Genomic DNA, 25,424 nt, shown 5'->3' with positions numbered 1-25,424 from the left:
GATGAAAAAATCCGCAAGCAAGAACCTGCGTGCGCGTCGCGCGCTCGGCGTGGCCGCGCTGGCGGCCGGGCTGCTCGCCGGCTGTGCCACGCCGCTGCCGGAGATGCCGCACGATGCCAGCGCGGCAGACGCCGATCCGGTCGCCGAGCTGCGCCGCCTCGGCAAGGCCATCGTCGCCGAGCCGCGCAACGCCGACCTGCGCGCGCGCTATCTCGCCCGCCGCGATGCGCTCGCGCAGGGCTGGCTCAACGAGGCCGAACGTGCGCGCGCCTTCGCCCAGTTCGAGCAGGCCGAGCGCCTGTACCGCGAGGTGCTGAGCATCGACCCGGCCAATGCGCGCGCGCGCACCGGCCTCGAAACCCTGGTCGATGAGCGTCGCCGCCTGCAGCGCCTGGAGGAGGCCGAGGCCGCCTACGCGCGTGGCGACAGCGCGAACGCCGAGCGCCTGGTGCGCTCGGTGCTCGCCGAGGCGCCGGCCAATCAGCGCGCCCGCCGCCTGCTGCGCGAGCTCGACGAGCGCCGCCTGCTGCAGCCGCCGGTCGAGTCGCTCGCCGGGCCGCTGGCGAAGAAGGTGAACCTGCAGTTCCGCGATGCGCCGCTGCGCGTGGTGTTCGAGGCCCTGTCGCGTGCGGCCGGGCTCAACTTCGTGTTCGACAGCGAGGTGCGCGACGACGCCCTGGTCAGCATCTTCGTGCGCGACACCTCGGTCGACGAGGTCATCAAGCTGCTCACCGCCACCCAGCAGATCGACCGCAAGCTGCTCAACGCCAACTCGGTGCTGATCTACCCGGCCACGCCCGCCAAGCAGCGCGAATACCAGGAGCTGGTGTCGCGCAGCTTCTACCTCGCCAACGCCGACGTGAAGCAGGCGCTCAACCTGATCAAGCAGGTGGTGAAGTCGCGCGACGTGTTCATCGACGAGAAGCTCAATCTGCTGGTCATCAAGGACACCCCCGAGGCGATGCGCCTGGCCGAACGCCTGATCGCCTCGCTCGACGTCGCCGAGCCGGAGGTGATGCTCGAGGTCGAGGTGCTGGAGGTCAGCCGCAACAAGCTGCGCCAGATCGGCCTCGAGTTTCCGCAGGAGATCGGCTGGGGCTCGATCGACGGCCAGAACGTCGGCGAGCTGCGCGAGGGCGTGATCAACCTCAACGATACCGGCGGGCTGGTGCCCTTCGTGTCGAACCCCGCCGCGGTGCTGCGCCTGCGCGCCGAAGACGGCGACACCATCCTGCTCGCCAATCCGCGCATCCGCGTCAAGAACCGCACCGAGGCCAAGGTCCATATCGGCGAGAAGGTACCGGTGTTCACCACCACCTCCACCGCCAACGTCGGGGTCGCGGCCTCGGTCAGCTACCTCGACGTCGGCCTCAAGCTCGACGTGCAGCCGAGCGTGACGCTGGACGACGAGGTCGCGATCAAGGTCGCGCTCGAGGTCAGCAACATCGTGCGCGAGGTGCCGGGGCCGGAGGGCTCGCTCGCCTACCAGATCGGCACCCGCAGCGCGGCGACCACGCTGCGCCTCAAGCATGGCGAGACCCAGGTGCTCGCCGGGCTGATCAACGACGAGGAGCGCGGCGTCAACCTGCGCCTGCCGGGGCTGGGCGATCTGCCGGTGCTCGGCCGCCTGTTCTCGTCCGAACGCGACCAGGCGGCGCGCACCGAGATCGTGCTGCTGATCACCCCGCGCATCGTGCGCAACGTCATTGCCCCCGCCTTCACCCGCGACGACCTCGCCGCCGGCACCGAGGCCCTGGTGGGCGCACCGCCGCTGCGCATCGGGCCGATGGCGCCGCAGAGCCTGCTGGTCAGCGGCAGCGGCCAGCCCGGCGCTGCGGCGGCCGTGGCGAGCGCCGCGGCCACGCCGCTGCTGCCGTCGGGCGAGGCCGAGATCGATCCGGGCAGCGTCGTGGTCGATCTGGCCGCACCGGAAAGCGCGGCCCCCGGCGGCATGCTGACCCTGTCGCTCAAGCTCGATGGCACGGGCGGGCACAATGGCGTGCTGGTCGAGTTCGACTACGACGTCGAGCGCCTCGAACCGGTGGGTTTCGCGCCGTCCGACAGCGGACGGGCCAGCACCGCGCTGCCCGCGGGCAACCTGCCGACGTCGGTGCCGATCGCGTTCAAGGTCAAGGAGGGCGCGACCGGCACGGCCAACGTGCGCATCAACGGCCTGATCTTCGACCTCGGCGGGCGCCAGGTGCCGATTCCCGCCTCGGGTGCGGCGGCGGTGCAGTTGCTGGCCCAATGACGCGGCCCTGGTGACGCGCTCTCCAATGACTCGCCCATTGCGCGGCTTCACGCTCATCGAACTGGTGGTCACCCTGGCCATCATCGGCGTGCTCGCCGCCGGCGTGCTGCCGCTCGCGGAGCTGGCCGCGCAGCGCAGCAAGGAGTCCGAGCTGCGCACCGTGCTGCGCCAGATCCGCAACGCGCTCGATGCCTACAAGGCGGCCTACGACCAGGGGCGCATCGAGCAGAAGGCCGAGGCCTCGGGCTACCCGCCCAACCTGCGGGTGCTGGTCGAGGGCGTGCCCGACGTCAAGGACGAGGAGGGGCGCCGCATCTATTTCCTCCGCCGGCTGCCGCGCGACCCGATGCACACCGATGCCACCGTGGACGCCGAGCGCACCTGGGGCCGGCGCAGCTACGCCAGCCCGCCCGAGGCGCCGCGCGAGGGCCAGGACGTGTACGACGTGTACTCGCTGTCGGAGCGCACCGGGCTCAACGGCGTACCCTACAAGGAATGGTGAGTCCATGACCCGCTCCGTCGCGCCGGCCCTGCGCCGCGGCTTCACGCTGATCGAGCTGCTGGTGGTGATGGCGATCATCGCCACCCTGCTCAGCATCGCCGCGCCGCGCTACTTCGGCCAGGTGGACGTCGCGCGCGAGAAGGCGCTGATGCAGTCGCTGGAGGTGATGCGCGACGCGATCGACAAGTTCCGCGCGGACACCGGCAAGTACCCCGCGACGCTGAACGAGCTGGTCGAGAAGCGCTACCTGCGCAAGCTGCCGGTGGATCCGATCACCGAATCGGCCGAGACCTGGGAGCTGGTGCCGCCGCCCGACCCCAACGAGAGCGGGGTATGGGACGTGCGCAGCGGCGCGCGCGGCAGCGGCCGCGACGGGCGGCCCTTTGCCGAGTGGTAGGGCCATGGCGGGACGGTCCGGCCAGCGTGGCTACACTTATCTGCTGGTGCTGTTCCTGGTCGCCGGCCTCGGCCTGTTCGCAGCGCGCACCGGGGTGGTGTGGCAGCAGGTCGCGCAGCGCGAGCGCGAAGCCGAGCTGATCGCGATCGGCGTCGAGATGGCGCGCGCGCTCGCCAGCTATGCGCGCGAAACTCCGGTCGGCACACCCTCCCGGCCCACCGAGCTCGCGCAGCTGGTCGAGGACAAGCGCTGGCCCACGCCGCGCCGCCATCTGCGCAAGGTCTATCGCGATCCGATGACCGGCACGACGGAGTGGGGCATCGAGCGCGACGGCAACGCGATCCTCGCGGTGCATAGCCTGTCGACGCAGGCGCCGATCCGGCGCGAGGGCTTTCCCCCCGAACTGGGGGATGTGGCTGGAAGTGCGGCGAGCTACGCGGAGTGGGTGTTCAGGCCCCTGGAGGAGTGACGCGAGGCGCGTGCGTGTCAGACATCCGGTTTGCCGGATCCTGCTGTGCCCATCAGCTTGCCCAGCAGATCCACCGGCACCGGAAACACCAGCGTCGAACTCTTGTCCCCCGCCACCTGGGTCAGCGTCTGCAGGTAGCGCAGCTGCATGGCCGCCGGCTCCTGGGACAGCATCTGCGCGGCCTCGAGCAGGGCCTGGGCGGCCTGCTTCTCGCCCTCGGCGTGGATCACCTTGGCGCGCCGCTCGCGCTCGGCCTCGGCCTGGCGGGCGATGGCGCGCACCATGCTCTCGTTGAGGTCGACATGCTTGATCTCCACGTTGGCGACCTTGATGCCCCAGGCGTCGGTCTGGGCGTCGAGGATCTGCTGCACGTCGAGGTTGAGCTTCTCGCGCTCTGCCAGCATCTCGTCGAGCTCGTGCTTGCCGAGCACCGCGCGCAGCGTGGTCTGCGCGAGCTGGCTGGTCGCCACCAGGTAGTTCTCGACCTGGATGATGGCCTTCTCCGGGTCGACGACGCGGAAATACACCACCGCATTCACCTTCACCGAGACGTTGTCCTTGGAGATCACGTCCTGCGGCGGCACGTCCATGGTCACCACGCGCAGGTCCACCTTCACCATCTGCTGGATGCCGGGGATCACGATCACCAGGCCGGGACCCTTGACGCGCCAGAAGCGGCCGAGCAGGAAGATCACGCCGCGTTCGTACTCGCGCAGGATCTTGAGCGAGGCGACGACGAGGAAGATGAGCAGCAGGAAGAGCGGGGCGAGCCCGAACTGGAGGTCGAGGATCATGGTGCGCTCCCGGAGTCGAGGTGAGAGGGGTGGGGCGGGTCGCCCACGGCGTCGAGCGGCGCCACTTCGAGCGTGAGGCCGTCGATGCCGGTCACGCGCACGCGCCCGCCCGCCGCGAGGCCGTGCAGGTCGCGCGCGCGCCAGTGCTCGCCATGGATCGCGACCCACCAGCCGCCGCCCTCGGCCGCAGCTTCGACCGTGCCGACGGCGCCCAGCATCTCCTCGCTGCCGCTGACCACCGGGCGGCGCAGGCTGCGGGCGGCGAAGGTGCCGATGGCGATGATGATCGCCGCGCTGGCCAGCGCCATGCCGACGATGAGCGCGAGCGGGACGCCGAAGCCGGGTACGTCGGCGTCCATCAGGAACAGTCCGCCGACCACGAAGGCGATGATGCCGCCCACACCGAGCACGCCGAAGCTGGGCAGGAAGGCCTCGGCCAGCATCAGTGCCGCGCCGACCGCCAGCAGCATCACCCCGGCCCAGTTCACCGGCAGCAGCTGGAAGGCGTAGAGCGCGATCAGCAGAGAGATCGCGCCCGCCACCCCGGGCACGCCGAATCCGGGAGAGGTGAACTCGAAGAACAGGCCGTAGATGCCGATCATCATCAGGATCAGCGCAAGCTGCGGGTTGGCGAGCGCGGCGAGCACGCGGTTGCGCCAGTCGGGCTCCATGCGCTCGATGGCGAGGCCGGCGGTGGCGAGCGTGCGCCTGCCGTCGAGCACGGCGAGCTCGCGGCCGTCGAGCTTCTTCAGCAGATCGGCGGTGTCGAACGCGATCACGTCGATCACGCCCTGGGCCAGCGCTTCCTCGGCCGACAGGCTGGCGGCCTCGCGTACCGCGCGCTCGGCGAAGTCCACGTCGCGGCCGCGCAGCTGGGCGAGGCTGCGGATGTAGGCGGTGGCGTCGGACATCGACTTGGCGGCCATGGCGTCGGCCGGCGCGGCTGCCGGGCGGCGCTTTTCGGCGCTGCGGCCCGCTTGGGCTGGCGCACTGGCATCCGCTGCCTGTTGGTCGTCCTTGCCTGCGGGGGCCGAGGAGGCGGGGGCGTCGGCCGCTTCGCCGGCTCCCGGGTCGGCGTCCTCGCGCGGCGAGGTCTGACCCGGCTGGGCGCCGCCGATGCCGATGGCCACCGGCGTGGCGGCGCCGAGGTTGGTGGCCGGTGCCATCGCGGCGATGTGACTGGCGTAGAGGATGTAGGTGCCGGCGCTCGCGGCGCGCGCGCCCTCGGGGGCGACGAAGCTCGCCACCGGCACCGGCGAGGCGAGGATGTCCTTGATGATCGTGCGCATCGAGGTGTCGAGCCCGCCCGGGGTGTCGATCTCGATCACCACCAGTTGCGCGTCGCTGGCCGCTGCACGCGTCAGCCCCCTGTGGATGTAGTCGGCGCTCGCCGGACCGATCGCACCGTCCACGCGCATCACGAGGACGGCAGCGCTGCCCTGGGCAAGGAGCGTGTTCGCCAGTGCGAGCGCCATGGCGAGCATGAGCAGCAGCACGGCGAAGGGCTTGCGCATCGAAGCGAATCCACTCACGGGCATCCCGATGACCTCCGGCGGTCGGCGTCGCCGGCTGGCGGCGCGGGCTATCAGTCGGAGTGTAGTTCGGGCGCACAAGTTCGCCGGACCGGCGAACTCGGCAGCGTGAGCGGAGCAGGATGCGTTCCGCGCGCGGGCGCGAAGGAAGGCAGCACCTCCTTGCGCGCGCGAAGGAAACGGGGGCTCAGAGTCCGCCGAAGCGGTCCATCCGTCGCCGGTCGCGCTTGGTCGGACGGCCGTGCAGGTCGGCGCCGGGAGTGGCGGCGAACCTGCGCAGCTCGCGGGCGTGCTCGCGGGCCGCAATGCTCTCCGCCGTTTCCTCGTACAGCGTCTGTGCCACCGTGGCCGAGCCGCGCTTGTCGGCGATCGCGCGCACGATCACCGTGCGCGCGTCCTCGCCGATCGTGATGTCGAGCCGGTCGCCGATCTTGAGCTCGCGCGCCGGCTTCACCGTCATGCCGTTGAGCTTGACCTTGCCGCCTTCGACCGCCTCGGTGGCGCCGGTGCGGTGCTTGAAGAAGCGTGCGGCCCACAGCCACTTGTCGAGGCGGGTGCGGGCGGAGTCGGTGGTGGCGGGAAGGCTCATCGGACGACAGCAGGGGGATGGGAACAGGTGAAATGGGTTACGCCGCCATTATCTGCAGCGTGGAACCAGTGCGCAAAGGGGGCGTACGGCGCAGACCGCCGTGGGAGCGGGGGTCCAAGAAAAGGACCCCGACGCCTTGCGGCGCCGGGGTCCTGCGGGGGCGGGAGGCTGGTGGCGCTCAGCCGATCATGCCGGCGCCCACGGTGTTGTTGGTGCTCTCGTCGATGATGATGAAGGCGCCGGTGGCGCGGTTTTCCGCGTAGCGGTCGGCGACGATCGGCTGCGCGAGCTTGAGGGTGACACGGGCGATGTCGTTCATCGCCAGGCCGCTCACGCTCTCCTGCTCGAGCGTATTCACGTCCAGCCGGTAGTCGATCTTCGCCAGCTTGGCCTTGACCTCGCGGGTGGTGTGGCGGACCAGGTAGGTGCGCGCCGGCGACAGCGGGGCCTCGGACAGCCAGCACACGGTGGCGTCGATCTGCTTGACGGGCTCGGGCGCCTCGGCGGACTTGACGATGACGTCGCCGCGCGAGATGTCGATCTCGTCCTCCAGCAGCAGGGTCACCGACTGCTCGTGGATCGCGCGCGGCAGCACCACGCCGCCGAGCTCGATCTTCTTCACCCGGCTGGTCGCGCCCGAGGGCAGCACGGTGACAGCGTCGCCGACCGCGATCTCGCCCGATTCGACCCTGCCCATGAAGCCGCGGTAGTCGTGGAGTTCGGGGTTGGCGGAGTCCTGCGGGCGGCACACGAACTGCACCGGGAAGCGGAAGTCCTCGGCCTGCTCGGTGTGGGCGGCGGGCGCGCTCTCGAGGATGTCGAGCAGCGTCGGGCCGTCGTACCAGGACAGGCGTTCGCCGCGGTCGACGATCATGTCGCCTTCGAGCGCCGAGATCGGGATGAAGCGCACGTCCTTGATGCCGAGCCTGGCGGCGAAGGCGAGGTAGTCGGCCTTGATGCGCTCGAACACGGCCTGGTCGTAGTCGACGAGGTCCATCTTGTTCACCGCGACCAGCAGGTGGGGGATGCCGACCAGGCTGGCGAGGTAGGAGTGGCGGCGGGTCTGGGTCAGTACGCCCTTGCGCGCATCGATGAGGATGATGGCGAGGTTGGCGGTGGACGCGGCGGTCACCATGTTGCGGGTGTACTGCTCGTGACCGGGGGCGTCGGCGATGATGTACTTGCGCCGGCCGGTGGAGAAGTAGCGGTAGGCGACGTCGATGGTGATGCCCTGTTCGCGCTCGGCCTGCAGACCGTCGGTGAGGAGCGACAGGTCGACCGCGCTCATGCCGCGCTTGGCGGAGGTCTTCTCGATGGCGTTGAGGGTGTCGGCGAGGATGGTCTTGGTGTCGAACAGCAGGCGGCCGATCAGGGTGCTCTTGCCGTCGTCGACGCTGCCGCAGGTGAGGAAGCGCAGCAGGCCGTTGTCGATCTCGGGCAGGTTCTCGGGGGCGGACATGGTCATGGTTCCTTCAATTCTCTGTGTTCGGGCGCGGGTCAGAAGTAGCCTTCTTTCTTGCGCTGCTCCATCGACGCTTCGGAGGTCTGGTCGTCCATCCGCGTCGCCCCACGTTCGGTGATCGTCGTGGTCGCGGTCTCGGCGAGGATCTTGTCCACCGTATCCGCGTCGGATTCCACCGGCGCCGTGCAGGTGATGTCGCCCACGGTGCGGAAGCGCACCAGCACGTCCTCGACCACATCGTCGGCCTTCGCCGGCGTCAGCTCGGTCACCGGCTGCAGCAGGCCAGCCTTGCGCACTACCGGGCGGGTGTGGGCGAAGTAGATCGACGGCAGCTCCAGCTGCTCGCGCTGGATGTACTGCCACACGTCGAGCTCGGTCCAGTTGCTGATCGGAAACGCCCGGATGTTCTCGCCCTTGTGCGAACGCGCGTTGTACAGGTTCCACAGCTCCGGACGCTGGTTCTTCGGGTCCCACTGCCCGAACTCGTCGCGGAAGCTCATGATCCGCTCCTTGGCGCGCGCCTTCTCCTCGTCGCGGCGGGCGCCGCCGATGCAGGCGTCGAAGCCGAACTCCTCGATCGCCTCGAGCAGCGTCACCGACTGGTGCTTGTTGCGCGACTCGCCGGCGTGCTTGAGCACCACGGTGCCGCGCGCCATCGAGTCTTCCACCGAGCGCACGATCAGGCGCTCGCCCAGCTCGGCGGCGCGCTTGTCGCGGAAGTCGGTCACTTCCTTGTAGTTGTGGCCGGTGTCGATGTGCATCAGCGGGAAGGGAAAGCGGCCCGGGCGGAAGGCCTTCTCGGCCAGGCGCAGCAGGCAGATCGAATCCTTGCCGCCGGAGAACAGCAGCACCGGGTTGGCGCACTGGCCGGCGACTTCGCGCAGGATATGGATGGCTTCGGCCTCGAGCCAGTCGAGGTGGGACAGCGTCTGTTTGGTCAGCGTCGACATGATGTGATTACCGTTGCGGATGCTTGAGCGGGTGTGTTCTGAATGCGCGCAGCGCGGCCTTGAGGCCGGCGCGCAGGGCGCCGAGGCGGTGCTGCAGGCTGCGGCGGTCGGCGCCGATCGCCGGGCTGTGCGGGGCTTGGGCGGGATGCTTGCCGTTCATGGTCTCAACCCTCCTTGGCGTGCAGACCGCACTCCTTGGTTTCGGGGTTCTCCCACCACCAGCGCCCGGCGCGCACGTCCTCGCCGACGGCGATGGCGCGCGTACACGGGGCGCAGCCGATGCTCGGGTAGAACTGGTCGTGGAGCGCGTTGTAGGGCACCTCGTTAATCCGGATATAGGCCCACACCTCTGCTTCCGTCCAGTCCGACAGCGGGTTGAGCTTCTCCAGCCCGTTGCCGGCGTCGAACTCGCGCACCGGCAGCCCGGCCCGGGTGACCGACTGCGCGGCGCGCAGGCCGGTGATCCAGGCCTTGCGGCCCGCGAGCGCGCGGCGCAGCGGTTCCATCTTGCGCACGCCGCAGCAGGCCTTGCGCAGCTCGACCGAGTCGTAGAAGGCGTTGATGCCGTGGCTGCGCACGTAGGTCTCGACCGCGGCCGCGTCCGGGAAGTAGATCTCGAGCTTCGTGCCGTAGCGCTGCTCGACCTCGCCGATCAGGGTGTAGGTTTCGGCCGGCAGGCGGCCGGTGTCGAGCGAGAAGATCGTGATCGGCAGGCCGTTGGACAGGATCAGGTCGGTCAGCACCATGTCCTCCGCGCCGAAGCTGTTGGCGAACACCAGTTCGCCCTGGTCGCCGAACTCGGCCACGGCCTCGCGCAGCAGCGCGAGCGCGGCTGCGGCCTTGGCGCCGACGATGGCACGCAGCGCGTCGGTCAGCTCAGGGCGGGTGGCGGGGTTGCCGGCGGCCGGGCGCAGCAACGAGACGCTGGCGTTCATGCCTGCACCTGCGAACCAGCGCCGCGGTCGACACGGCGGAACAGCGGCAGCGGATCCTTCACCGAGCGCTGGTAGGGCTCGGTGAAGTCGTCGATGCTGGCCACCGCGGCCGCGAGCTGTTCGTCGCTGTAGCGCTCGGCGCGCGGTTGCAGGGCGTCGAAGCCGCAGCGCGTCATGTAGTTGAACTGGTCGCGCAGCACCTCGCCGATCGCGCGCAGCTCGCCCCTGTATTGGTGGCGGGTGCGCAGCAGGGTGGCGGCGGAGTAGCTGCGGCCGTCGGTGAACTTCGGGAAGTGCAGGCCGATCACCTGCAGCAGCTCGAGGTCGTCGGCGAGGGCGACGACGTCCTCGCCCGCGGCCAGCCACACGCCGACTTCGCCGCTGCGCGCGCGCGCCAGCAATTCGTCGCGGCGCGCCTGCCACACGGCGAGCGGCACCAGCACCGGACCGGCGGGCACGGCGATGTCGGCAGGGGCCTCGCCCTCGGCGAGGGCGACGGTCAGGCGGTCGTCGGTGACGACGCGGCCGTTCTTGATGATCTTGTCAGACATGGGCGGCTTTCCTTTGCGGCTGGCGGTCGGCATACACGCGCGCCTTGAAGGGCTCGGTGCCGACGCGTTGTACGGTGTCGATGAAGCGCTCGTCCTCATGGCGCAGTTCGACGTAGGTCTGGAGCAGCTTCTCGATCACGCCGACGATCTCGTCCTGGGCGAAGGACGGGCCGATCACCTTGCCGAGCGTGGTGCCGTTGCCCTGGGTGCCGCCGATGCTCACCTGATACCACTCCGCGTCGTTCTTATCGACGCCGAGGATGCCGATGTGGCCGACGTGGTGGTGGCCGCAGGAGTTCATGCAGCCCGAGATGTTGAGATCGATTTCGCCGATGTCGTGCTGGTAGTCGAGGTCGTCGAAGCGGCGCTGGATGGCGTCGGCCACCGGGATCGAGCGCGCGTTGGCGAGGCTGCAGAAGTCGCCGCCGGGGCAGCAGATGATGTCGGTCAGGAGGCCGATGTTGGGCGTCGCCAGGCCGGCGTCGCGCGCCGCCTGCCACAGCGCGAACAGGTCGGCGCGGCGCACGTCGGCGAGCGCGACGTTCTGCTCGTGGAGCATGCGCGCCTCGCCGAAGCTGAAGCGGTCGGCCAGGTCGGCGATCAGGTCCATCTGCTCGGCGGTGACGTCGCCCGGCGCGGTGCCGGTCTTCTTCAGCGACAGGACCACCGCGGCATAGCCGGGCTGGCGGTGGGCGCGCACGTTGCGCTTCACCCAGGTGGCGAAGGCCTTGTTGTCGGCGAGCAGTTCGTCGAAGGCGGCGTCGTGCGCGGGCAGTGTCTCGTAGGCGGGCGGGGCGAAGTGGGCCGCCACGCGGGCGAGCTCGGCCTCGGTGATTGTGTTCGGGCCGTCCTTGCCATTGGCCCACTCTTCCTCCACCTGGCGACCGAACTCCTCCGGTCCGAGCGCCTTGACCAGGATCTTGATGCGCGCCTTCCACAGGTTGTCGCGGCGGCCCCAGCGGTTATAGACGCGCAGGATGGCCTCGCAGTAGCTGATCAGGTGCTGCCAGGGCAGGAAGGGCTTGATCTCCTCGCCCAGGATCGGGGTGCGGCCGAGGCCGCCGCCCACCAGCACGCGGAAGCCGAGCTCGCCGGCCTCGTTGCGGACGAGGTCGAGGCCGATGTCGTAGACGCGCAGCACCACGCGGTCCTCGGCGGCGCTGTTGAAGGCGATCTTGAACTTGCGCGGCAGGAAGGCGAATTCCGGGTTGTAGGTCGCCCACTGGCGCAGGATCTCGGCGAAGGGGCGCGGATCGGCGACCTCGTCGGCGGCCACGCCGGCGAAGGGGTCGGCGGTGATGTTGCGGATGCAGTTGCCCGAGGTCTGGTTGGCGTGCATCTGCACGGTGGCCAGCTCGGCGAGCATCTCGGGCACGTCTTCCAGCTTCGGCCAGTTGAACTGGACGTTGGTGCGGGTGGTGAAGTGGGCGTAGCCGCGGTCGTAGCTGCGCGCGAGGTGGGCGAGCTTCCTCAACTGGCGGCTGGCGAGATGGCCGTAGGGCACCGAGATGCGGAACATCGGCGCCTGGCGCTGGATGTACAGGCCGTTCTGCAGGCGCAGCGGGCGGAACTCATCGGCGCTCAGTTCGCCGGCGAGGTGGCGGTGCATCTGGTCGCGGAACTGGGCGACGCGTTCGTCGAGCAGGCGCTGGTCGTGTTCGTCGTACTGGTACATGAGGGGTCTCTCTGTCGAATTCGAATTCGTGTTCGGGGCGTCGTCCGTGGAGGACGTCGTTCTTGGGTTCGGATCAGTGCGCCATCAGCTTGGCGCCCACCAGCACCAGCATCGTGGCCAGGATCGGACGCAGGATGCGGTCGGGCACCTTGGTCGAGATGTGGCTGCCGAGCCAGATGCCGGGCAGCGAGCCGACCAGCAGGCTGCCGAGCAGGAACCAGTCGACGCTGCCGAGGAACCAGTGGCCGATGCCGGCGACCGCGGTCAGGGGCACGGCGTGGGCGATGTCGGAGCCGACGATGCGCAGCGCGGGCATCGCCGGGTAGAGGAAGAACAGCGCGGTGACGCCGAGCGCGCCGGCGCCCACCGAGGAGATCGACACCAGCACGCCGAGCACTGCGCCGGTCAGGATGGTGAGGCGGGCGGTGCGCGCCGGATCCGGGGTGCGGCCGCCGGAGCGGGCGAGCGCGAAAGCCTGGATGCGCTTGCGGAAGATCAGCGCCACCGCGGTCAGGACCAGGGCGACGCCGAGCGCGACCTGGATCAGGCTGGCCGCGCCCTCGATACCGCCGGGGGCGTAGCGGCCCACCAGCACCAGCGTGATCGCCGCGGCCGGGAGGCTGCCGGTGGCGAGCAGGCGGGTGATCTTCCAGTCCACCGTGCCCTTGAGGCCGTGCGCCAGCGTGCCGCCGGCCTTGGTGATCGCGGCGTAGAGCAGGTCGGTGCCGACCGCGACCGAAGGGTGGATGCCGAACATCAGCACCAGCAGCGGCGTCATCAGCGAACCGCCTCCAACGCCGGTGAGACCGACGATGGCACCGACTGCGAAACCGGCGATGGTGTAGGCGAAGTCCATGTGATGCGCTCCTGGATGGTGCGGCGCATCGTAAGGGCTTCGTTTAAGCGCAAGAAGCGGTTTGCGGTTAGACTTTAAGAACTGATTGTTATATCGATGCCACCATGAACCTGCAGCAACTGCGTTACGTGCATGAAGTCGCCCGCCGCGGGCTCAACGTGTCCGATGCCGCCGAGGCGCTGTTCACCTCGCAGCCGGGGGTGTCGAAGCAGATCCGCCTGCTCGAGACCGAGCTCGGCATCGAGATCTTCACCCGCCACGGCAAGCGCCTGGTCGCGGTCACCGAGCCCGGACGCTCGGTGCTGGCGATCGCCGAGCGCGTGCTGCGCGATCTCGACAACCTGCAGCAGGTGGGCGAGGAATTCGCCAACGAGGCGGTCGGGCGCCTGTCGATCGCCACCACCCACACCCAGGCGCGCTACGTGCTGCCCGACGTCATCCGGCGCTTCATGCAGCGCTATCCACAGGTCAAGCTCGAGCTGCACCAGGGCAACCCGCGCCAGGTGTGCGAGATGGCGCTCGACGGCACCGCCGACATCGCGATCGCGACCGAGGCCATCGCCGAATACGACGAGTTGGTGATGCTGCCCTGCTACCAGTGGAACCGCTGCGTGGTCGCCACGCCCCGCCACCCGATCCTGCAGGCCGCGCCGCTGACGCTGGAGGCGATCGCGCGCTATCCGCTGATCACCTACGACGATGCCTTCACCGGCCGCGGCCAGATCAACAAGGCCTTCCTCGGCCGCGGCCTCAAGCCCAAGGTGGTGCTGACCGCGATCGACTCGGACGTCATCAAGAAGTACGTCGAGATGGACCTGGGCATCGGCATCCTTGCGCGCATGGCCTACGACCCCGCGGAGGACCGCAAGCTCGGCATGGTCGACGCCGCGCACCTGTTCGAGTCGAGCACGACGCGGATCGGCCTGCGCAAGCGCGCCTGGCTGCGCGCCTACGTCTATGCCTTCATCGAGGGCTTCGCGCCGCACCTGTCGCGGCGCATGGTCGAGGCCGCGCTCGCCGGCGGCGGCACCGACCCGGGGCTGTGAGCGGGTTCACCCGCGTTCGAACCAGCGCCGCAGGCGCGCGCCGCGCAGGCCGGCGCCGAGGCCGGCGATCAGGCGCACCCGGGCCTTGAGCGGATCGAGCGCGCCGGCGTCGAGCCAGTTGGCGGGGGCGTTGGCGCGCTGCCTGCCGATGCCGCCGCCGCAGCGGCTGGCCAGCACCAGCGGCACCGTCGGCGGCAACTCCTCCAGCGCCGGCAGCCACGCCTCCGGCAGGCTGGCATTCCCGGGCAGGGCCAGGACCACGCCGGCAACTCCGCCGGACAGACCGGCGCTGGCGAGCGCGCGCGCGAGCGCCGGCGAGCTGCCTGCGGCCACGGTGAGCAACTCCACCGCCGGCAGCATCTGCACTTCCGGAGGCAGGGCGATGCGGCTGTTGCGGCGGGGGGCGAGCGCCTGCAGCGCGGCGTCGCTGGCCAGGGTGGTGAGCGCGCCCGCGTGCGTGAATGCGTCCACCGCCGAGGGATGGCGCTTGGCGATCGTGTCCGCCGGCAGGATGCGGTCGCCGAGCACGGCGAGCACGCCGGCGCGCCCGGCGGCGGGGCGGCAGGCGAGCGCCACCGCCTGGTACAGGTTCAGCGGTCCGTCCGCGGACAGCGCGGTCGCCGGACGCATGGCTGCGGTCATCACCACCGGCTTGCTCGCCGCCAGCGTGATCTGCAGGAAGTAGGCGGTTTCCTCCAGCGTGTCGGTGCCGTGGGTGATGACGACGCCGTCCACCGCGGGATCGTCGGCCAGCGCCTGCACCCGGCGCGACAGCATGAGCCAGTGCTGCGGCGTCATGTCCTTGCTGTCGATGTTGAAGAGCTGCTCTGCGGACAGGCGGGCCAGCGAGGCGAGCTGCGGCACGGCGGCGATCAGGGCGTCGGCGCCGAGCTGGCCGGCGGTGTAGCCGCTGGTGTCGGTCGCCGAGCCGGCGGTGCCGGCGATGGTGCCGCCGGTGGCGAGCAGGGCGATGCGGGGTTTGCGCATGGTCTGGAAGGGAAGGCGGGTTGAACGAAGGGTGGAGGCCGCGGCTCAGGCGCCGCCGCCCGGCGGCGTGTCGCGCAGCGCGACGATGCGCCGTTCGCGTTCCTGCTCCAGCAGGCGCAGCGTGGCATCGGGCGGCACCCCGAGCGTCTCCAGCACCCAGCCGGTGAGCTTGAGGCTGGATTCCAGGGTCTCCGGCACCACGACCGAGGCGCCGGCCTCGCGCAGCAGCAGCGCGTGCTTCTCGTCGCGGGCGCGGGCGATGACGCGCATCATCGGCATCAGGCGGCGGATGCCCTGCACCGCGTGGATGGCCGCCGCGGTGTGGTCCATGGTCAGCACCACCGCGCGCGCCTGGTCGATGCGCAGCTTGCGCAGCAGCTCGGGCCGGCTGGCGTCGCCGAACACCAGCGGCACGCCCGCCTTGCGCTGGTGGGCGATCAGCTTGGCGTCGTTCTCGATGGCGACGAAGGCCACGCCCTGTTCGGCCAGCATCTGCCCCACCATTTGCCCGACGCGACCGTAGCCGGCGATGATCACGTGGCCGCCAAGCTCGCCGAGTTCGGTGTCCTCGGGCGCAGGCGGCGCGGCGCGGCGGTCGATGTTGTCGCCCAGGCTCTGGCCGAGGCGGGCGACCACCGGTGCGACCAGCATCGACACGCCGACCACGATCAGCATGAACTGGCCGACCTGGCGTTCGAGCAGGCCCAGCGTCAGCGCCATGCCGATGACGATGAAGGCGAACTCGCCACCCTGGCCGAGCAGCAGGCCGCCTTCGGCCGAACGCCCCCAGGACAGGCCGAAGACGCGCAGCAGCACGAAAATGATCGCCGCCTTCATGGCCAGCAGGCCGACCACCGACAGCGGGATCCACAGCGGTTCGGCAAGCAGCGCGCGCAGGTCGATGCCCATGCCCACCGACATGAAGAACAGACCCATCAGCAGGCCCTTGAAGGGCTCGATGGTGATCTCGACCTCGTGGCGGAACTCGGTCTCGGCGATGATCAGGCCGGCGAGCAGCGCGCCCAGCGCCATCGACAGGCCGGCGTACCAGGTGAGCGCCGCGACGCCGAGGGTGGTCAGCAGGGTGAGCGCGGTGAAGGTGTCGGGCTGCTTATCGACCGTGATCTGGTGGAAAAGCGGCCGCACCACGCGGCGGCCGACCAGGTAGATCCCTACCACGGTGAGCACGCCCTTCACCACCGCGGTGCCGAGCAGGCTGGCGAAGCTGCCTTCGCCCGAAGCGGCGCCGAGGATGCTGATCAGCACCAGCAGCGGCACCACCGCGAGGTCCTGGAAGAGCAGGATCGCGAACGCCGACTGCCCGAGCGGCGTCCCCAGCTCGCGGCGCTGGATCAGCAGCTGCATGACGATCGCCGTCGACGAGAACGCCAGCACCACGCCCAGGATCACCGCCGCCTCGATGCTGTTGCCGAACCACAGCGCCAGCCCGCCGACCGCCGCTGCCGACAGCGCGACCTGCAGCCCGCCGAGCCCGAACACCAGGCGGCGCATCGACCACAGGCGCTCGACCGACATCTCCAGGCCGATCATGAACATCAGGAAGATCACCCCGAGCTCGGCGAGGAACTCCACGTCCTCCGGGCGCGCGAAGGTGAACCAGGACAGCGCCGGCCAGGTGCCCGCCAGCGAGGCCAGGCCGTAGGGGCCGAGCAGCACGCCCACCGACAGGAAACCCAGCACCGCGTTGATGCGCAGGCGCGACAGCAGCGGCATCAGCACGCCGCTGAGGGCGAGGAAGAGGATGGTTTCCTTGAGGAAGGGGAAGCTGCCGTGTGCGTCCATGCGGGCGTCGTCGAGAGACTATTCGGATAGTCTACGCCACGCCGCCCGCCGGCGCGCCTGCGACGTCGGCATCCGTCTCCGATTTGTCGATGGCGCCTGCCGCCTCTTCCTGCTGCTGCAGCATCCACATCTGCGCGTAGGCGCCGCCCTGCGCCAGCAGCGCGGTGTGGCGGCCGCGTTCGACGATGCGGCCCGTGTCGAGCACGATGATCTCGTCGGCATCCATGATCGTCGACAGACGGTGGGCGATGACCAGCGCGGTGCGACCCTGGGCCGCGCGCTCGATCTGGGCCTGGATCGCCTTCTCGGTCTTGGAGTCGAGCGCCGAGGTGGCCTCGTCGAAGATCAGGATGGCGGGGTTCTTCAGCAGCGCGCGTGCGATGGCGACGCGCTGCTTCTCGCCACCCGAGAGCTTCAGTCCGCGTTCGCCGACGCGGGTCTCGTAGCCTTCCGGCAACTGGCGGATGAAGTCTTCCAGCTGCGCGGCGCGCGCGGCGGCCTCGACCTCCTCGCGGCTGGCGCCGGGGCGGCCGTAGTGGATGTTGTAGTACAGCGTGTCGTTGAACAGCACCGTGTCCTGGGGGACGATGCCGATCGCCGCGCGCAGGCTGTCCTGGGTGAGGCTGCGCAGGTCGTGGCCATTGATGCGGATCGCCCCACCCTGCACGTCGTAGAAGCGGTAGAGCAGGCGGGCGAGCGTGGATTTGCCCGAGCCGGAGTGGCCGACCACCGCCACCGTGCTGCCGGCGGGGATGTCGAAGTCGACGTCGAACAGGATCGGGCGCTTGGCGTCGTAGGCGAAGCCCACGTGCTCGAATCGCACGCTCGCCGGGCCAGCGGGCAGGACGTGGGCATCGGGCGCGTCGGCGATCTCGCGGTGGGTGTGCATGAGGCCGAACATGCGCTCGATGTCGGTGAGCGACTGACGGATCTCGCGGTACAGCACGCCGAGGAAGTTGAGCGGGATGTAGAGCTGGATCATGAAGGCATTGACCAGCACGATGTCGCCGATCGTCATCTCGCCGCTGGCCACCCGGTCGGCCGCCTGCCACATCATCGCGGTGACCGCGACTGCGATGATCGCCGCCTGGCCGACGTTGAGCGCAGACAGCGAGTACTGGTTGGTGACCTGGGCACGGGTCCACTTCTGCAGCTGCTCGTCGTAGCGCCGGGCCTCGAACTCCTCGTTGTTGAAGTACTTCACCGTCTCGTAGTTGATCAGGCTGTCGATGGCGCGCGCGTTGGCGGCCGAGTCGAGTTCGTTGGCCTCGCGCCGCAGCGCGGTGCGCCAGTTGGTCACCTTGACGGTGAACACGATGTAGATCGTCAGCGCGGCGAGCGTGATGAGGGCGAACACCGCGTCGTAATTGACCAGCAGGATGCCGATCACCATGCCGATCTCGATCAGCGTCGGCAGGATCGAGTACAGCGTGTAGCTGATCAGCGAGCCGATCGAGCGCGTGCCGCGTTCGATGTCGCGGGTGAGGCCGCCGGTCTGGCGCTCGAGGTGGAAGCGCAGCGACAGGGCGTGCAGGTGGCGGAACACGCGCAGCGAGATCTCGCGCACCGCCTGCTGGGTGACGCGCGCGAACACCACCTCGCGCAGCTCGGTGAACAGCGAGGTCGAGAAGCGCAGCACGCCGTAGGCCAGCAGCAGCGCAGCCGGAACCACGATCAAGACGTGCTCGGGCGTGATCGTCAGGTCGTCGATCAGGTGCTTGAAGATGATCGGCACCGTGACGTTGGCGCCCTTGGCCGCGACCAGGCAGGCAAGCGCGAAGATCACCCGGCCCTTGTACGCCCAGATGAAGGGGAACAGGCTCTTCAGGGTCTGCCAGTCATGGCGTTCGCCGGTGGCGGGGGCGGGCAGGGCGGCGGAAGGGGCGCGTCTCATCGGAAGTCTGCGGAGGCGGGAGGGCGCCCGATTCTGTTGTGGCTGCGGTGGCGAGTCAAACGCTGCGCGGATGCAGGTCCTTTTCCATCAGTTGCGCTTGACAGAGCATAAAGAAAACGTATGATTAAAACGAACGTTTGAATCATGTGCCGCGATGACCGCCACCCCGCCCTCGACGCCTCCGACTACTCAGGACACCCGCGACCGCATCCTCGATGCGGCCGAGCAGCTGTTCGTCGAGCATGGTTTCGACGGCACCTCGATGCGCATGATCACCAGCGCGGCCAACGCCAACCTCGCTGCGGTCAATTACCACTTCGGCAGCAAGGATGCGCTGGTGCAGGCGGTGTTCCGCCGCCGCCTGACCGTGCTGAACGCGGAGCGTCTGCTCGAGCTCGACCACCTCGAGGCCGAGGCCGGCGGTGCGCCGGTCAAGCCCAGCCGCATCGTGGAGGCCTTCTTCGGCACCGCGCTGCGCATGGCGGCCGACACCGAGCACGGCGGGCGCCTCTTCATGCGCCTGCTCGCCCGCACCTACAGCGAACCCAATGCCTTCGTCCGCCAGTTCCTCGCCGAGGAATACACGGAGGTGATGGATCGCTTCCTTGGTGCGCTGTTCGCCGCGCTGCCCGAAGTGCCGCGTGCCGAGATCCTGTGGCGCTTCCACTTCATGACCGGGGCGATGGCGTTCGCGATCTCGGGGCTGGGCGGGCTGTACGAACTGGCCGACCTGTCCGCGGCCGACGACGACCCGCAGCGCCTGCTGCCGCGGCTGATGAGCTTCCTGCTCGGCGGTCTGCGCGCGCCGCTGCCAGAGCTGCCGCAGCAGGAAACCACGGACTGATTTCGATCGGCCGGCGCTGATCGCGCGGCCGGCAACAGGAGCTGACCGAAAATGATCTGGATCGTACTGCTTTCCCTCCCTCCCTTGGCAGGTGCGCTCGCCTACGGGCGAGCGCCTCTTTTTGCCTGGCTGGCGGCGGGATTGGCCTGGTTGCTGGCCGCCGGCTGGGCAGGTGGCTGGGGATTCGGGTGGACGCTGCTGGCGATGCTCGCCTTCGGCGGCGCGATGGCGGTTTTCCTGATCGACTCGGTGCGCCGCAGCCGTGTCACGGCGCCGATCTTCCGGGCATTCCGCGCCGCGCTGCCGACCATGTCGCAGACCGAGCGCGACGCGCTCGAGGCCGGCACGGTGTGGTGGGAAGGCGAACTCTTCGCCGGCCGACCCGACTGGAACAAGCTGCAAGCCTATCCCTGGCCCAGGCTCACCCCCGAGGAGCAGGCCTTCCTCGACAACGAGACCGACGAGCTCTGCCGCCTCACTCGCGACTGGGAATGCACCCAGCACGGCGACATGCCCGCCGAGGTCTGGCACTACATCAAGGCCAAGGGCTTCCTCGGCATGATCATTCCGAAGGAATACGGCGGCAAGGGTTTCTCGGCGTTCGCCCACTCGCAGGTCGTCACCAAGCTGTCGACGCGCTCGTCGGCGCCGGCGGTCAGCGTGATGGTGCCCAATTCCCTCGGCCCGGCCGAGCTGCTGCTGCATTACGGCACGCCCGAGCAGAAGCAGCAATACCTGCCGCGGCTCGCGTGCGGCGAGGACATCCCGGCCTTCGCGCTCACCAGCCCGTGGGCGGGCTCGGATGCCGCGTCGATCCCGGATGCCGGCGTGGTGTGCAGGGGCATGTGGAACGGCGAGGAAGTGCTCGGCATGCGCGTGAGCTTCGACAAGCGCTACATCACGCTTGCTCCGGTGTGCACCGTGTTCGGCCTCGCCTTCCACCTCTACGACCCCGAGCGCCTGCTCGGCGGTGAGGACGTCCTCGGCATCACCTGCGCGCTGATCCCGCACGACCACCCCGGCGTGGACATCGGCCGCCGCCACTTCCCGCTCAACGCGGTGTGGATGAACGGCCCGGTGCGCGGCAAGGATGTGTTCGTGCCGCTCGACTTCATCATCGGCGGGCCGAAGATGGCCGGCCAGGGCTGGCGCATGCTGATGGAGTGCCTGGCGGCCGGGCGCAGCATCTCGCTGCCCGGCTCCAACACCGGCATGCAGAAGATGGTCGCGCGTGCCGTCGGCGCCTATGCCCGCGTGCGCTACCAGTTCAAGACCGCGATCGGCCGCTTCGAGGGCGTGGAGGAGGCGCTGACCCGCATCGGCGCCAACACCTACCTGAGCGACGCCGCGCGCGTGATGACCGCGGGGGCGATCGACCTCGGCGAGAAGCCCTCCGTGGTGTCGGCGATCGTCAAGTACCACGTCACCGAACGCGCCCGCCAGACGGTGAACGACGGCATGGACGTGGTCGGCGGCAAGGGCATCTGCCTCGGTCCGCAGAACTTCATCGGCCGCGCCTACCAGCAGATCCCGGTCGGCATCACGGTAGAAGGCGCAAACATCCTCACCCGCAGCCTGATCCTGTTCGGCCAGGGTGCGATCCGCTGCCATCCCCATGTGCTGAAGGAGATGCACGCCGCGCAGGCCGGCGACCTGGTCGCCTTCGACCAGGCGCTGTGGGGCCATGTCGGCTTCACCGTCTCGAACGCCGCGCGTGCGCTGATCATGGGCCTGACCGGTTCGCACTTCGTCGGCGTGCCCGCGGACGTCGCGCCGGAGACGCGGCGCTATTACCAGCAGCTGACCCGCTTCTCGGCCGCTTTCGCCTTCATCGCCGACATCTCGATGGGCACCATGGGCGGGGCGCTCAAGCGCAAGGAAAAGCTCTCCGCGCGGCTTGGCGACATCCTGTCGCTGATGTATCTCGCCACCGCCACGCTCAAGCGCTTCGAGGCCGAAGGCCGTCAGACCGCCGACGCGCCGCTGATGCACTGGGCGATCTGGGACTGCATGTTCCGCATCCAGCAGGCCTTCGAGGGCGTGATCGCCAACTTCCCGAACAAGCTCTTCGCCGTCGTGCTGCGCCACGTGGTGGTGTTCCCGCTCGGCCGGCCCTACGTCGTCCCGTCGGACAGGCTCGGCCACCAGGTCGCCGCGCTGTTGCTCGAGCCCTCGCCGACGCGCGACCGTCTGACTTCGGACGTGCATCTGCCCGCCGACGTCGAGGAGCCGATCGGTGCGCTGGAGGCTGCGCTCGCCGCCACGATCGCAGCCGAGCCTGTGGAAGCCAAGCTCAGGGAGGCCCGCCGCCAGGGCCGCTTCGATCCGAAGATCCTCGCCTCCGGCGACGTCGACGAGATCTGGCGCATGGCGCGGCAGGCCGGCGTGATCAGCGAGCAGGACTACGCGCTCGTCGAGCGTCGCAACACGCTGCGCGACAAGGTGATCCGCGTCGATGACTTCCCCTACGACCTCGGCCTCCAGGCCGCGGCCCAGGCCATGCCCGCGCGTTCGCCGGCGCAACAGGTGGCGGCATGAGCAGGACCGTCTACATCGTCGATGGCGCACGTACGCCCTTCCTGAAGGCGCACAACGGGCCCGGGCCCTTCACCGCGTCCGACCTCGCCACTGCCGCGGGTCGCGCGCTGCTGATGCGCCAGCCCTTCGCCCCCGATCGGCTCGACGAGCTCATCCTCGGCTGCGCCAGCCCCTCGCCGGACGAGGTCAATATCGGCCGTGTGGTCGCCCTGCGCCTGGGCTGCGGCAACGCGGTGCCGGGGTGGACGGTGATGCGCAACTGCGCTTCCGGCATGCAGGCGATCGATTCCGCGATCGCCAACATCCAGTGCGGCCGCAGCCAGCTCGTGCTCGCCGGCGGCGTGGATGCACTGTCGCACGCGCCCTTGCTGTTCTCAGAGCGGATGGTGCGCTGGCTTGCCGGCTGGTACGCGGCGAAGACGACCGGAGACAAGCTGGCGATGCTGAAGACCTTCCGCCTGGGCCATCTCGCCCCGGTGATCGGCATCATGAAGGGCCTCACCGACCCGATCGTCGGCCAGCTGATGGGCCAGACCGCCGAGAACCTGGCGTGGAAGTTCGGCATCACGCGCGAGGACATGGACGCCTTCGCCGTCGACAGCCACCGCCGCGTGTGCGCCGGGCAGGACGCCGGCCATTACGCCGCCGAGATCGTTCCGCTGATCGACCGTGACGGCCGGGTGTACGCGGCCGACGACGGCGTGCGGCGCGATTCCTCGATGGCCAGCCTGGCCAAGTTGAAGCCTTTCTTCGACAAGAAGTACGGCCGCGTCACCCCAGGCAACAGCTCGCAGATCACCGACGGCGCCGCCTGGCTGATCCTTGCCGCGGAGGAGGCGGTCGAGCGCCACGGCCTGCAGCCGCTCGGCCGCATCATCGACAGCCAGTGGGCTGGGCTCGCGCCCGACCAGATGGGGCTCGGCCCGGTGCACGCGGCGATGCCCATCCTGCAGCGCCACGGTCTGGCGCCGAATGATCTCGACGCCTGGGAACTCAACGAGGCGTTCGCCGCCCAGGTCATCGCCTGTCTGCGCGCCTTCGAGGACGATGCCTACTGCCGGGAACATTTCGGGGTGGATGCGCCGGGCGCGCCCGAGGCTTCGCGTCTCAACGTGGATGGCGGCGCGGTTGCGCTCGGCCATCCGGTGGGCGCGAGCGGTGCGCGCATCGTGCTTCACCTGCTCCACGTGCTGCGCCGCAAGGGCGGCGGGCGCGGCCTGGCATCGATCTGCATCGGCGGCGGGCAGGGCGGGGCGATGCTGGTGGAGACGGTGTGATGAGCGCTAACATGGAACGGAACTGGAAGCACTGGCGCCTGCGCCGTGAAGACAGCGGCCTGGCCTGGCTGGACCTCGACAAGGCGGACGCGAGCGCGAACGTGCTGTCGTCCGAGGTGATGAGCGAATTCGCCCGCGTGCTCGACGCGCTCGACGCCGCACCGCCCAAGGCGCTGGTGATCGCCTCGGCCAAGCCGGCGGGCTTCATCGCCGGCGCCGACATCGAGGAGTTCTCGCAGCTGGATTCAGTGCTTGCCGCCCGTGCGCTGGTCGAGCGCGGCTGGACGCTGTTCAAGCGCCTGGCCGCCGTGTCCTACCCGACGCTGGCGCTGATCCGCGGCCACTGCATGGGCGGCGGCCTGGAACTCGCGCTCGCCTGCCGCCACCGCATCGTGGTCGACGAGCCGGGCACCAAACTCGCGCTGCCCGAGGTCATGCTAGGCATCGTCCCCGGTTGGGGCGGCATGCTGCGCCTGCCCGCGCTCATCGGCCCGGCCGCGGCGATGGATCTGATGCTGACCGGCAAGAGCGTCGACGCGAAGAAGGCCAAGCACCTCGGCCTGGCCGACGACTGCGTGCCGGCGCGGGTGATGGAATCCGCCGCTCGCATCGTGGCGCTCGGCGGCGGCACGGCGAGAAAGCTGCCGGCACAGGAACGCGCCATGCGCTGGGCCATGAACGGCCCGCTGCGCAAGGTCGTCGCCGACAAGGCCCGTGCCCAGGCCGCACGCAAGCTCAGTCGCACCAACTACCCGGCGCCGTTCGCGATCGTCGACATCTGGGAGAAATACCGCGGCAATGCGCTGGATGTTCCAGCCTCCGACCCGTCCTCGCTCGATGCCATCTTCAGTTCGCCGACCGCGCGCAACCTGGTGCGCGTCTTCCACCTGCAGGAGCGCCTGAAGGCCTTCGGCAAGGACAGCGACTTCGCGCCCCGCCGCGTGCATGTGGTCGGCGCCGGCGTGATGGGCGGCGACATCGCCGCGGTGTGCGCGCTGCGCGGCATGACGGTGACGCTGCAGGACCAGTCGGTCGAGCGCATCGCGCCCGCCATCGAGCGCGCCGCCAAGCTCTTCGAGCGCCGCCACAAGGGGGACGCCAGGCAGGTGCGCTTCGCCCTCGACCGCCTGATCCCCGACCCGCAGGGCCACGGCGTGGCGCGCGCCGACCTGATCATCGAGGCGATCTTCGAGAACCTGGACGCCAAGCGCGCGCTGTTCGCCGGCCTCGAGGCGCGCGCGAAGCCGGATGCCGTGCTCGCCACCAACACCTCCAGCCTGCGTCTCGAGGACATCGCCACCGCGCTGAAGGACCCGGCGCGCCTGGTCGGCATCCACTTCTTCAACCCGGTGCCGATGCTGCCGCTGGTCGAGGTGGTGCAGGGCGAGGCCACCGACGCCGAGGTGCTGCGCCGCGCCACCGGCTTCGTGCGCCGCATCGACAAGCTGCCGCTACCAGTCAGGAGCGCGCCCGGCTTCCTGGTCAATGCGGTGCTCGGTCCCTACATGCTCGAGGCGCTGCGCTGTGTCGAGGAAGGCATCGCGCCCGAGACGGTGGATGCCGCGCTGGTCGCCTTCGGCATGCCGATGGGGCCGGTGGAGTTGGTCGACACCGTGGGCCTGGACATCGCCGTGGCTGCCGGCAAGGCGCTGGCGGGGGAGGGCGCCGAGCCGCCCGCACGGCTGCTGAGGCTGGTCGCCGAAGGCAAGCTCGGCCGCAAGAGCGGGGAGGGCTATTACCGCTGGGTCGATGGCAAGGCGGTCAAGGGAGGCGACGAGGCCAGGCACGGCCTGCTCGCGGGGCTGCGGGGCAGGCTGCCGGGCACGCGCCGGCCGCAAGCGCCCCCACCGATTCCCGCCGGACTGGCCGAGCGCGTGCTCGCGCCCTTGCTCGCCGCCACGCAGCGCTGCGTGGGCCAGGGGGTGGTGGCCGATGCCGACCTCGCCGATGCCGGCGTGATCTTCGGCACCGGCTTCGCGCCGCATACGGGCGGGCCGTTGCACTACCGCCGCAGTGAGGGAAAACCTCAATAGGCTTGCCCTGTGGGGTGCCGGATGGTGCGCAAGCATCGT

General features: G+C 69.7%; 22 protein-coding genes. 9 read left to right on the top strand and 13 right to left on the bottom strand.

The window, feature by feature from the left end:
* Position 1: 1 nt before the first annotated feature.
* The 4 genes from CKCBHOJB_RS15735 to CKCBHOJB_RS15720 are packed head-to-tail and all read left to right on the top strand — an operon-like array spanning position 2 to position 3,619.
* Positions 2-2,251, top strand: a complete 2,250-nt coding sequence (locus CKCBHOJB_RS15735; RefSeq protein WP_281049606.1) for a secretin N-terminal domain-containing protein — start codon at positions 2-4, stop codon at positions 2,249-2,251.
* A 25-nt stretch (positions 2,252-2,276) separates the two neighbouring features.
* A complete protein-coding gene (locus CKCBHOJB_RS15730) occupies positions 2,277-2,753 on the top strand; it encodes a type II secretion system protein (RefSeq protein WP_281049605.1) in 477 nt (158 codons plus the stop codon).
* Between the two features lie 4 nt (positions 2,754-2,757).
* Positions 2,758-3,150 (top strand): prepilin-type N-terminal cleavage/methylation domain-containing protein, encoded by a 393-nt coding sequence (locus CKCBHOJB_RS15725; protein WP_281049604.1) that lies wholly within the window; start codon positions 2,758-2,760, stop codon positions 3,148-3,150.
* Between the two features lie 4 nt (positions 3,151-3,154).
* On the top strand, positions 3,155-3,619 hold the full coding sequence (locus tag CKCBHOJB_RS15720; RefSeq protein ID WP_281049603.1) for a type II secretion system protein: 465 nt from the start codon (positions 3,155-3,157) through the stop codon (positions 3,617-3,619).
* A gap of 17 nt (positions 3,620-3,636) precedes the next feature.
* Here the strand turns inward: CKCBHOJB_RS15720 and CKCBHOJB_RS15715 are convergent, their stop codons facing one another.
* From CKCBHOJB_RS15715 to CKCBHOJB_RS15670, 10 genes are all read right to left on the bottom strand, one after another.
* The gene (locus CKCBHOJB_RS15715; RefSeq protein ID WP_281049602.1) at positions 3,637-4,413 is read right to left on the bottom strand and encodes a slipin family protein; all 777 of its coding nucleotides are present in this window, start codon (positions 4,411-4,413) and stop codon (positions 3,637-3,639) included.
* A complete protein-coding gene (locus CKCBHOJB_RS15710) occupies positions 4,410-5,927 on the bottom strand; it encodes a nodulation protein NfeD (RefSeq protein WP_281049601.1) in 1,518 nt (505 codons plus the stop codon). The genes CKCBHOJB_RS15715 and CKCBHOJB_RS15710 overlap by 4 nt, the downstream gene beginning before the upstream one ends.
* A gap of 205 nt (positions 5,928-6,132) precedes the next feature.
* Positions 6,133-6,534, bottom strand: a complete 402-nt coding sequence (locus tag CKCBHOJB_RS15705) for an RNA-binding S4 domain-containing protein (protein WP_281049600.1) — start codon at positions 6,532-6,534, stop codon at positions 6,133-6,135.
* Positions 6,535-6,712: 178 nt separating this feature from the next.
* The gene (gene cysN, locus CKCBHOJB_RS15700) at positions 6,713-7,993 is read right to left on the bottom strand and encodes a sulfate adenylyltransferase subunit CysN (protein WP_281049599.1); all 1,281 of its coding nucleotides are present in this window, start codon (positions 7,991-7,993) and stop codon (positions 6,713-6,715) included.
* 38 nt (positions 7,994-8,031) lie between these two features.
* A complete protein-coding gene (cysD, locus tag CKCBHOJB_RS15695) occupies positions 8,032-8,946 on the bottom strand; it encodes a sulfate adenylyltransferase subunit CysD (RefSeq protein ID WP_281049598.1) in 915 nt (304 codons plus the stop codon).
* Between the two features lie 7 nt (positions 8,947-8,953).
* Positions 8,954-9,106, bottom strand: a complete 153-nt coding sequence (locus CKCBHOJB_RS15690) for a hypothetical protein (protein WP_281049597.1) — start codon at positions 9,104-9,106, stop codon at positions 8,954-8,956.
* A gap of 4 nt (positions 9,107-9,110) precedes the next feature.
* A complete protein-coding gene (locus CKCBHOJB_RS15685) occupies positions 9,111-9,881 on the bottom strand; it encodes a phosphoadenylyl-sulfate reductase (RefSeq protein WP_281049596.1) in 771 nt (256 codons plus the stop codon).
* Complete coding sequence (locus CKCBHOJB_RS15680; protein ID WP_281049595.1) at positions 9,878-10,432, bottom strand: DUF934 domain-containing protein; 555 nt, start codon at positions 10,430-10,432, stop codon at positions 9,878-9,880. The genes CKCBHOJB_RS15685 and CKCBHOJB_RS15680 overlap by 4 nt, the downstream gene beginning before the upstream one ends.
* Positions 10,425-12,107: a nitrite/sulfite reductase gene (locus CKCBHOJB_RS15675; protein ID WP_281049594.1), complete on the bottom strand. Its 1,683-nt coding sequence runs from the start codon at positions 12,105-12,107 to the stop codon at positions 10,425-10,427. The genes CKCBHOJB_RS15680 and CKCBHOJB_RS15675 overlap by 8 nt, the downstream gene beginning before the upstream one ends.
* 73 nt (positions 12,108-12,180) lie before the next feature.
* Entirely contained in the window at positions 12,181-12,963 is a 783-nt protein-coding gene (locus tag CKCBHOJB_RS15670; RefSeq protein ID WP_281049593.1) for a sulfite exporter TauE/SafE family protein, read from the bottom strand.
* Between the two features lie 104 nt (positions 12,964-13,067).
* Between CKCBHOJB_RS15670 and cysB the strand changes: the two genes are divergently transcribed.
* Positions 13,068-14,009 carry an HTH-type transcriptional regulator CysB gene (gene cysB / locus CKCBHOJB_RS15665; protein ID WP_281049592.1) on the top strand — a complete coding sequence of 314 codons (942 nt, stop codon included), beginning with the start codon at positions 13,068-13,070 and terminating at the stop codon, positions 14,007-14,009.
* A 6-nt stretch (positions 14,010-14,015) separates the two neighbouring features.
* Here the strand turns inward: cysB and CKCBHOJB_RS15660 are convergent, their stop codons facing one another.
* Genes CKCBHOJB_RS15660 through CKCBHOJB_RS15650 form a run of 3 tightly spaced genes read right to left on the bottom strand, consistent with a single transcriptional unit; the run spans position 14,016 to position 18,693 of the window.
* Positions 14,016-14,996, bottom strand: coding sequence for an asparaginase (locus tag CKCBHOJB_RS15660; RefSeq protein WP_281049591.1), 981 nt, complete (start codon positions 14,994-14,996; stop codon positions 14,016-14,018).
* A 45-nt stretch (positions 14,997-15,041) separates the two neighbouring features.
* Entirely contained in the window at positions 15,042-16,799 is a 1,758-nt protein-coding gene (locus tag CKCBHOJB_RS15655) for a cation:proton antiporter (protein ID WP_281049590.1), read from the bottom strand.
* Positions 16,800-16,830: 31 nt separating this feature from the next.
* The gene (locus CKCBHOJB_RS15650) at positions 16,831-18,693 is read right to left on the bottom strand and encodes an ABC transporter ATP-binding protein/permease (protein WP_281049589.1); all 1,863 of its coding nucleotides are present in this window, start codon (positions 18,691-18,693) and stop codon (positions 16,831-16,833) included.
* Between the two features lie 154 nt (positions 18,694-18,847).
* On the opposite strand from CKCBHOJB_RS15650, the gene CKCBHOJB_RS15645 reads away from it, so the two are divergent.
* The 4 genes from CKCBHOJB_RS15645 to CKCBHOJB_RS15630 are packed head-to-tail and all read left to right on the top strand — an operon-like array spanning position 18,848 to position 25,385.
* A complete protein-coding gene (locus CKCBHOJB_RS15645; RefSeq protein WP_281049588.1) occupies positions 18,848-19,537 on the top strand; it encodes a TetR/AcrR family transcriptional regulator in 690 nt (229 codons plus the stop codon).
* 51 nt (positions 19,538-19,588) lie between these two features.
* Positions 19,589-22,075, top strand: a complete 2,487-nt coding sequence (locus tag CKCBHOJB_RS15640) for an acyl-CoA dehydrogenase (RefSeq protein ID WP_281049587.1) — start codon at positions 19,589-19,591, stop codon at positions 22,073-22,075.
* A complete protein-coding gene (locus tag CKCBHOJB_RS15635; RefSeq protein ID WP_281049586.1) occupies positions 22,072-23,352 on the top strand; it encodes an acetyl-CoA C-acetyltransferase in 1,281 nt (426 codons plus the stop codon). Before CKCBHOJB_RS15640 ends, CKCBHOJB_RS15635 begins: the two co-directional genes overlap by 4 nt.
* The gene (locus tag CKCBHOJB_RS15630; RefSeq protein WP_281049585.1) at positions 23,352-25,385 is read left to right on the top strand and encodes a 3-hydroxyacyl-CoA dehydrogenase NAD-binding domain-containing protein; all 2,034 of its coding nucleotides are present in this window, start codon (positions 23,352-23,354) and stop codon (positions 25,383-25,385) included. The genes CKCBHOJB_RS15635 and CKCBHOJB_RS15630 overlap by 1 nt, the downstream gene beginning before the upstream one ends.
* Positions 25,386-25,424 lie beyond the last annotated feature (39 nt).

It is taken from the genome of Thauera sp. GDN1, from assembly GCF_029223545.1.
GTDB lineage: Bacteria > Pseudomonadota > Gammaproteobacteria > Burkholderiales > Rhodocyclaceae > Thauera.
The sequence above is the reverse complement of the archived record's forward strand: the minus strand, read 5'-3'. Positions and strand labels throughout refer to the sequence as shown.

Bases quoted from the DNA above. Each gene is read 5' to 3' on its own strand.
- CKCBHOJB_RS15735 (WP_281049606.1), top strand. From the start codon at position 2: ATGAAAAAATCCGCAAGCAAGAACCTGCGTGCGCGTCGCGCGCTCGGC.
- CKCBHOJB_RS15730 (WP_281049605.1), top strand. From the start codon at position 2,277: ATGACTCGCCCATTGCGCGGCTTCACGCTCATCGAACTGGTGGTCACC.
- CKCBHOJB_RS15725 (WP_281049604.1), top strand. From the start codon at position 2,758: ATGACCCGCTCCGTCGCGCCGGCCCTGCGCCGCGGCTTCACGCTGATC.
- CKCBHOJB_RS15720 (WP_281049603.1), top strand. From the start codon at position 3,155: ATGGCGGGACGGTCCGGCCAGCGTGGCTACACTTATCTGCTGGTGCTG.
- CKCBHOJB_RS15715 (WP_281049602.1), bottom strand. From the start codon at position 4,413: ATGATCCTCGACCTCCAGTTCGGGCTCGCCCCGCTCTTCCTGCTGCTC.
- CKCBHOJB_RS15710 (WP_281049601.1), bottom strand. From the start codon at position 5,927: ATGCGCAAGCCCTTCGCCGTGCTGCTGCTCATGCTCGCCATGGCGCTC.
- CKCBHOJB_RS15705 (WP_281049600.1), bottom strand. From the start codon at position 6,534: ATGAGCCTTCCCGCCACCACCGACTCCGCCCGCACCCGCCTCGACAAG.
- cysN (WP_281049599.1), bottom strand. From the start codon at position 7,993: ATGTCCGCCCCCGAGAACCTGCCCGAGATCGACAACGGCCTGCTGCGC.
- cysD (WP_281049598.1), bottom strand. From the start codon at position 8,946: ATGTCGACGCTGACCAAACAGACGCTGTCCCACCTCGACTGGCTCGAG.
- CKCBHOJB_RS15690 (WP_281049597.1), bottom strand. From the start codon at position 9,106: ATGAACGGCAAGCATCCCGCCCAAGCCCCGCACAGCCCGGCGATCGGC.
- CKCBHOJB_RS15685 (WP_281049596.1), bottom strand. From the start codon at position 9,881: ATGAACGCCAGCGTCTCGTTGCTGCGCCCGGCCGCCGGCAACCCCGCC.
- CKCBHOJB_RS15680 (WP_281049595.1), bottom strand. From the start codon at position 10,432: ATGTCTGACAAGATCATCAAGAACGGCCGCGTCGTCACCGACGACCGC.
- CKCBHOJB_RS15675 (WP_281049594.1), bottom strand. From the start codon at position 12,107: ATGTACCAGTACGACGAACACGACCAGCGCCTGCTCGACGAACGCGTC.
- CKCBHOJB_RS15670 (WP_281049593.1), bottom strand. From the start codon at position 12,963: ATGGACTTCGCCTACACCATCGCCGGTTTCGCAGTCGGTGCCATCGTC.
- cysB (WP_281049592.1), top strand. From the start codon at position 13,068: ATGAACCTGCAGCAACTGCGTTACGTGCATGAAGTCGCCCGCCGCGGG.
- CKCBHOJB_RS15660 (WP_281049591.1), bottom strand. From the start codon at position 14,996: ATGCGCAAACCCCGCATCGCCCTGCTCGCCACCGGCGGCACCATCGCC.
- CKCBHOJB_RS15655 (WP_281049590.1), bottom strand. From the start codon at position 16,799: ATGGACGCACACGGCAGCTTCCCCTTCCTCAAGGAAACCATCCTCTTC.
- CKCBHOJB_RS15650 (WP_281049589.1), bottom strand. From the start codon at position 18,693: ATGAGACGCGCCCCTTCCGCCGCCCTGCCCGCCCCCGCCACCGGCGAA.
- CKCBHOJB_RS15645 (WP_281049588.1), top strand. From the start codon at position 18,848: ATGACCGCCACCCCGCCCTCGACGCCTCCGACTACTCAGGACACCCGC.
- CKCBHOJB_RS15640 (WP_281049587.1), top strand. From the start codon at position 19,589: ATGATCTGGATCGTACTGCTTTCCCTCCCTCCCTTGGCAGGTGCGCTC.
- CKCBHOJB_RS15635 (WP_281049586.1), top strand. From the start codon at position 22,072: ATGAGCAGGACCGTCTACATCGTCGATGGCGCACGTACGCCCTTCCTG.
- CKCBHOJB_RS15630 (WP_281049585.1), top strand. From the start codon at position 23,352: ATGAGCGCTAACATGGAACGGAACTGGAAGCACTGGCGCCTGCGCCGT.